Raw genomic sequence first — 7,280 nt, 5'->3', positions numbered from 1 at the left:
AAACTATGTATCTTAACGAACATTATCAAGTCTAATAACTAAATGATTTGGATATTTAATCTTCTAAAAGAGTAGGATTACTCATTTTGAGTTTTATAGGTAAGCTAACCAGCTTAGTTTTGAGGACAAACTGACCAAATAATGAAAAAACTACTATGCTTATTCGTAATACTTTTTAGTTATAATTTATATTCTCAAGATTTATTAGATTTAGCTTTAGTCCATAAAACTAAGATTATTGACAAAGAGGGGTATAAACCTAATTTAAAAACGGACAAATGGAACATCAATAATTATCTATATGAGCTAAATGAAAGTGAGCTTACTTTGAATGATTCGATAATTTTAATTGAACTGATTTCAAAAACTAATACTCAAAACTTGACGGAATGGAAAGTGGACGAACTAAATGAAGTTTATCTGACAAAAAAGAATCAGAAAATTAGTATTAATGCTGCTCTGGAATCTATTAAACCAAAATCTAAAGAACAACAAAGGGAGTTGAAAAGAAAAATGAGACAGTATAATAATAATCCTAGTAAATGGAGAGGCTGGCCATTATCAATATCCAGACCTGTTTTTTCTGACGATAATAAATATAGCATTATTAGCTTTAAATTAGGTAATAGTGGAGGATACTCTAGTCTATATCAAAAATTGAATGAAGAATGGAAATTGATTGGAGTTTTTAATCGATTTGCCTATTAAAAAACTATACACAACGTCTCTTTTATATTGCATATGCCGCCTTCGGCAGGCAAGCACAATATAAAAGAGACGTTGTAGCCAATTAAATGAAAATAATCTTAACTTCCGTAGGTACTAGAGGAGATATGGAACCGTTTCTTGCTATCGGTGAAATATTAAAAGAAAAAGGGCATCATATTATTTGTCTTTTTCCTGAGCAATTCAGGCATCTTGCTGAAGACTCTGGATTTGAATTTGTTTCACTCGGTTCAAAATTTATGCAGTTATTGGATACTCCTGAGGCTAAAATTGCTATGGGAGGAGGGAAATTCGGATTTAAAAAACTAAAAGCTTACATAAAACTCATTTCCATGCAACCAGCAGCTAATGAGGAAATGATTAAAAATCAAGAAAAATGTATTCAAGCACAAAAACCAGATAGAATTGTTCATCATCCAAAAGCCATATATCCCATACTTTGGAGCTTACAAAACTCAGGAAAAACTACATTTATAAGTCCCGTCCCTTACTTGCATTATGTTGAGGATCATCCTCACATCATTTTTAGTAAAAACTATGGTAAATATATAAATAAGCTGACTTACAAACTGGTAAATTTTGGGTCAGTAAAAAGTGTTACGTATTCTCAAAAGTGGTTAAAAGATAAAAGCAGAAAATTAACTTCTAAAAAAGTTCGGGAAGTGTTATCAAAAAACAATGTATTATACACTATCTCTCCTTCTCTTTTTCAGCGCCCTAAGTATTGGAATAACAACTTACAAGTATTAGGATTTCATGAAAGGAATAAAACAAGAAATTGGAATCCTTCCCTTGAATTAGAGAAATTCTTAAAACAACATCCAAAATTCGTATTTATCACATTTGGAAGTATGGTTAATACCGACCCCGAAAAAAATACAAAAACGATACTCCAAATTCTTGAACGACATAAAATTCCCTCAATTATTAATACCTGTGCTGGTGGTATCATTCAACCTAAAAACTATAACTCTCAACTCATTCACTTTGTGGAGAGTATTCCTTATGACTGGGTTTTTCCTAAAACGTATGCCGTTATTCACCATGGTGGCTCTGGAACAACGCATATGGCTTTAAAATACGGATGCGCTACTATGATTATTCCGCATATCATTGATCAATTTGTATGGAATAAAATAGTTCACAAAAAAGGAGCAGGTCCTTTAGGACTTGATATTGGTAAAATTACGATAAACAATCTTGAACCTAAAGTGATTGATCTTATGGAAAACGATTGTTACAAACAAAAAGCGCAAGAATTGAGTAAAGAAATTAAGAATGAAAACTTTAGAAATGAAGTTTACAATTTTATCATGAATTAAAAATAGGTTACAACACTATATAACAAAACATAGTTGCCCTTCGGGACAACAACGTTTGTTATATTTACCGTCGTAGCCAATTGAAAAACAATATAAATGAAAGTATTGAAAATATTTATCACATTTATCAGTATCGCTTTTTGTAATCTAATTCTCGCTCAAAATGAAAACAAATCGATTGAAACCACTCAGCTTTCAATTGGAGAAAAAATAGAATTTAAATCAAAAGTCCTTAATGAAAAACGTGAGTTGAATGTTTATTTACCAAACGGATATTCAAAAGATTCGTTGAAAAAATATCCTGTTATTTATTTGTTAGACGGTTCTATTGATGAAGATTTTATCCATATTTCTGGACTTGTACAATTTGGCTCGTTCTCTTGGATTAATATGCTTCCAGAATCAATTGTTGTTGGAATTTCTAATGTGGATAGAAAAAGAGACTTTACCTTCCCTACCAACAACAAAAAAGATAAAAAAGACTTTCCGACAACGGGAAAATCAAAAGAGTTTATGAACTTTATTGTAGAAGAAGTACAACCATTAATTGACAATGAATATAAAACAAATTCACTAAGAACTTTGATTGGTCAATCTCTCGGAGGGCTTTTAGTCACTGAAATTCTATTTAAAAAACCTGACACGTTCGACAACTATATTATTGTAAGTCCAAGTTTGTGGTGGGATGACGAATCATTACTTAAGCACATGCCAAATTCTTACTCAACTAAAAAGTCAATTTTTATTGCAGTTGGAAAAGAAGGTGAAATAATGGAAAGAACTGCCAAAGAATTATACGCTAAACTAAACTTAAACAAGAAAGAAAATACGAATCTCTATTTTGAGTTTTTAGAAAAGCAAGATCATGGAGATGCGCTCCATTTAGCAGTTTATAGTGCATTTGAAAAGATATTTAAAACGGAAAAAGAATAAAAAACTAACTACAACACCGATAGCCGTTGCACAACTCATGATTTTGTCAAATAGCACTGATTCTTGAATTAGAACAAGTCATAAACACCTACCTATTAAGGGTAAAAAAGTTTTTTATCAACACAGAAAGAGTTAAAAAAGAAATCTTTATCATTTACTATCATTATGAACACAATTGGTATTCTGATTATTAGTGTTGAAACTACTTATTTTATATAAGTTTTTGGGAAAATTAGTAGTTCTATGCGAGGGTAATATATATGGGTTTAACAACTCTTGGTACTAGAAGTCTAGTAAATAATTAAGTTTAGTGATTAATTGAGAACTCTTTTATTTAGAATGGTGTTTTTACTCAAAACCTAAACACTGATTAATAATCCTTCAGTTTGAATAGATACTTGTTATTTTTTTAATAAAAATTTAACAAAAAAACTTCATTATGATATGTTATAAAAATGAAAAATAGCATCATTAGTATAGAAGCCCTCGGGGCTAAGTTATAATCTTTTTGGATTTAAATATTTCTGAGATTATTTAACAATTTCGAAAATTACTGATCAATGTGCTGTTCAAAGTCTTATATAAATAGAAACTTTGTGGGCGCAAGAGGCGAAGCTATTTTTACTTTTTAGTAGCAACTTATAGGAACCTCAGAATAGAAATATGATACTTTCATTCATTATGTAACTTAACAGAAATAAGTTTTGATTGCAGAAAGAGTAGTATCTAAATGAATGAGTAGATTGCTAAAGATATAAAACTAGAATCTTTTCGAGTAATCAATAAACCTTATTCCAAAATTGGGCAAATAAGTCTACTCTACTTTATATGTTTTTAGCTATAATTCTCATCTTGAACGTCAAAACTCAGAAGAGGCACTGTTAATTTTTTGTGAAAATTTGGTTATTTGAAGTTTAACGTGGCTTAAAGTTTTACTTAATTCTCAAGTTCGATTATTCGGTGTTGATAATTTGTCAAATGTGTAGTTAAAAATTTGTAATGCGAGATTATTAGAGGCGTGTCGATACTATGGGTGTAGGTTTTTAGAAAAATAATATTGAAAACACCTATTGTTAAAAGTGTATTTTTTTAATTAAAAATACTAGTAATAAATAATGTTTCACTAGTTTTTTTGAGCATACAACAATCTTATCACTGTTTTCAGGGAGTTGTTTTAAAATAAAATTCTATAAATTCGTACTTGTAGAATTTGTAAATGATAAAATACAGGTAGTTATGTAATCAAATGATAGAATTTTAGGTCCAAAATACATTGTTATTTTTTCCTTGATTTTATTACTGTTAATTTGTTTTCAGAAAAAACAAGCTTAATGATGCAACAAATCATTATTAAATATTACTAACAGACGAACTTCTTGTATTTATTACGAAAATTTATAATCAATATGATACTGGCTTACGTATAGTATAAACAAGTATTATTTTATTACCCCACTTTTTTATAGAAATGAGTAATTATTAAAAATTACTGCACAAATGGTGTGTGATTTTATATAATTTACTAATAAGATTCTAAGTTTTAGCTCCTGTTTTAAGGTGCACTCTTTGGAATTAAATATTTTTGAAATGGCTTATCATTTCAGAAGTAGCTTATCAATGTGCCGTTCAAGGTCTTTATTAAATAAGAACTTTGGGAGCGCAAGAAGCGAAGCTATTTTCATCTTTTAACTGTATTATAACTAGATATAGTTTTTATAACAATCAAATTTTTTCTTTATAAATGTATTCGTGAATATAAATATCCTGAGAATGCAAAATCTAAAAGATTTCGTTTATCAAAAATGAAATCCACCTAATTTTTTCGATAACATTCCATTTAGTATTTACCTCTAATCACTTCAAGAGGGGTAACACCCGTATGCTTTCTGCTTTGGGTTTTTGAATGTGAAATTAGTGTGCGTATTAGGTTTTGTAATCATTTTCTACTGAAAAGAGCTTTGTATAATTCTTGTAATCAAATATTTAAAACCAATATAAATTCTTAAACTATTAAACCATGAAAAATGTCAAAAATGTTTTTATTTTATTTTTATTCATCGTTAGTGTTCAATCATGTGTATCAGATGATATAGAAGAAGATATGTATATAGAAGTTGTTGAGGATGAAGAAGTAGCTAATGATGAGGATAATGTTGATATAGATAATGAAAAAGATGATTAACCATCTTCAGAAAATATATTTTAATGCCTTTAATATTTTTAAAGGCATTTTTTATATTATTGATGTAAAATTTTCACACCTTGAGTTTTAAAAACACACATATATTTTTTGGTACCGTATTTATTAGCATGTTTTGTCTATTAATTATTGGATGTGAACAACAAAACAAAGGGGTTGCCAATAAATTAGATACAATTGACACCGTTAATGAATGGATCAAAAAGTCGAAGAATTCTGATATACCCTTATCTAAAAGAATAGAGGTTTTAGAAAAAGCATATAATACCGTTCTTTTATTTCCTGAAGATACCGTAAAAAGTAAAAAGATAAGTTCTATTGCCTATCAGGCTTTAAAGTTAGAGGATACCATTCTCTTTAAAAGGAGTAATAAGGTGGCTCATGAATTGGCTTTACGCTTAAAACATGATTTTTCAATTGCAGACACTCACTGGAATTATGCATATTATCAATTAAATAAGGAAGTTTATGATAGTGTATACTATCATTATAATAGGGCATATTATTATTTCAATTCTGCTAATCATGAGTATTACAGAGCGAAAATGTTATATAATATGGCAATTATTAAAGGAAGATTTAGAGATTATACTGGTAGTGAAAACTTAATTGTGCAGGCTATACCGATATATAAAGAGCTAAAAAAAAATAAATCTTTATACGAGTCTTATAATTATTTAGCTGTTCTCTACAAGGAGCTTAAAGAATATAATACAGCATTATTTTATAACCGAAAAGCTTTAGAGTATCTAAATAAAATAGACGAAAAACACACTTTTCGTGAAGGTTCACTAAATAATATAGGTATTGTTTATAAGGAGTTGAAGGATTATAATAAAGCTATTGTTTATTTTGATAAAGCCTTAGAGAATGAAGATCTTGAATCTGAAAATATAAAATTGTATGCTAGATTAATCGATAATAGAGCATATTGTAAATTTCTTAATAATGATACTACAAAGGTCAAGGAAGAATTTTTTAATGCACTCCGTATTAGAGATAGTATAGATCATAAGGCAGGAATTGTTTTTAATAAAATACACTTATCAGAATACTTTTTGGCTCTAAAAGATAAATCGAAGGCATATAAATTTGCCAAAGAAGCAAATGAGCTGAGCAAAGAAATAAATAGTAACCAAGATTATTTACTTTCATTAAAACTACTTTCTAAGACCGATGTTTTGGAAGAAAAAAAATATTTAGAAGACTATATTACATTCAGTGATAGTTTGTATCAAAATGAACGAAAAAAAAGAAACAAGTTTAATCGAATAACCTTCGAAACTGATGAATATATAAAGGAAAACAAAAGATTATATCAGCAAAAAATTATCATTTTAATTGTTAGTCTTGGTTTAGTGACACTTCTGATATTGTTATATTTCATTAAAATTCAAAAAACAAGAAATGATAGGTTAATTTTAAAAAATGAACAACAAAAGGCCAACGAACAAATATATATTTTGTCTTTAGAACATAAGACTAAATTAGAAGAAGGAAGAATGAGAGAACGAAATCGCATTTCTGAAGAATTGCATGATGGAGTTTTAGGAAAATTATTTGGAACTCGTTTTGGATTAGGGTTTTTAGATCTTCAAGGGAGTAAACAATCTTTAGATCAATTTCAGTCTTTTCTGAATGAATTACATTTAATAGAAAAAGAAATAAGAGCTATATCTCATAACCTCAAATATGATTTGAAAACATCTGATATGGATTTTATTACCTTGGTTAGAGATCTTTTAGATGAGAAAGGTAAATTAGGGGGCTTTTCTTGTCAATTAGAAATCGATGAAGATACGAATTGGGATGAAGTAGGTGAAATTGTTAAAGTAAATTTATATAGAATACTTCAGGAAGCATTATTGAATATAATTAAACATGCAAATGCAAAACAAGTAAAGCTATATTTTTCTATCAAAAACAAAAATGTTAATTTGGTACTAGAGGATGACGGTATCGGCTATGTTTTATCTAAGAAGAAAAAAGGGATTGGTACAAAAAATATGAGATCAAGAGTTGAAAGACTAGGGGGAACATTAGAAATATCTTCTCAATTTCAAAAAGGAACCACAGTTAATGTAACAATGCCCGTCTAA

At 28.7% G+C, this 7,280-nt stretch carries 5 protein-coding genes; all 5 read left to right on the top strand.

Translation table 11 applies throughout. The features are described from left to right. Nucleotides 1–141 precede the first annotated feature (141 nt). Entirely contained in the window at nucleotides 142–708 is a 567-nt protein-coding gene (locus tag DZ60_RS0115530) for a hypothetical protein (protein ID WP_025742961.1), read from the top strand. Between the two features lie 86 nt (nucleotides 709–794). Continuing rightward, on the top strand, nucleotides 795–2,048 hold the full coding sequence (locus DZ60_RS0115525) for a glycosyltransferase (protein ID WP_025742960.1): 1,254 nt from the start codon (nucleotides 795–797) through the stop codon (nucleotides 2,046–2,048). A gap of 96 nt (nucleotides 2,049–2,144) precedes the next feature. Continuing rightward, nucleotides 2,145–2,981 carry an alpha/beta hydrolase gene (locus DZ60_RS0115520; RefSeq protein WP_025742959.1) on the top strand — a complete coding sequence of 279 codons (837 nt, stop codon included), beginning with the start codon at nucleotides 2,145–2,147 and terminating at the stop codon, nucleotides 2,979–2,981. 2,017 nt (nucleotides 2,982–4,998) lie between these two features. Next, the gene (locus tag DZ60_RS25280; RefSeq protein WP_161634431.1) at nucleotides 4,999–5,163 is read left to right on the top strand and encodes a hypothetical protein; all 165 of its coding nucleotides are present in this window, start codon (nucleotides 4,999–5,001) and stop codon (nucleotides 5,161–5,163) included. An 80-nt stretch (nucleotides 5,164–5,243) separates the two neighbouring features. Further along, nucleotides 5,244–7,280 carry an ATP-binding protein gene (locus DZ60_RS0115510; RefSeq protein ID WP_152537451.1) on the top strand — a complete coding sequence of 679 codons (2,037 nt, stop codon included), beginning with the start codon at nucleotides 5,244–5,246 and terminating at the stop codon, nucleotides 7,278–7,280.

Source organism: Aquimarina pacifica (genome assembly GCF_000520955.1).
GTDB classification, from domain to species: domain Bacteria; phylum Bacteroidota; class Bacteroidia; order Flavobacteriales; family Flavobacteriaceae; genus Aquimarina; species Aquimarina pacifica.
This window is presented reverse-complemented; position numbering and strand designations above follow the sequence as displayed.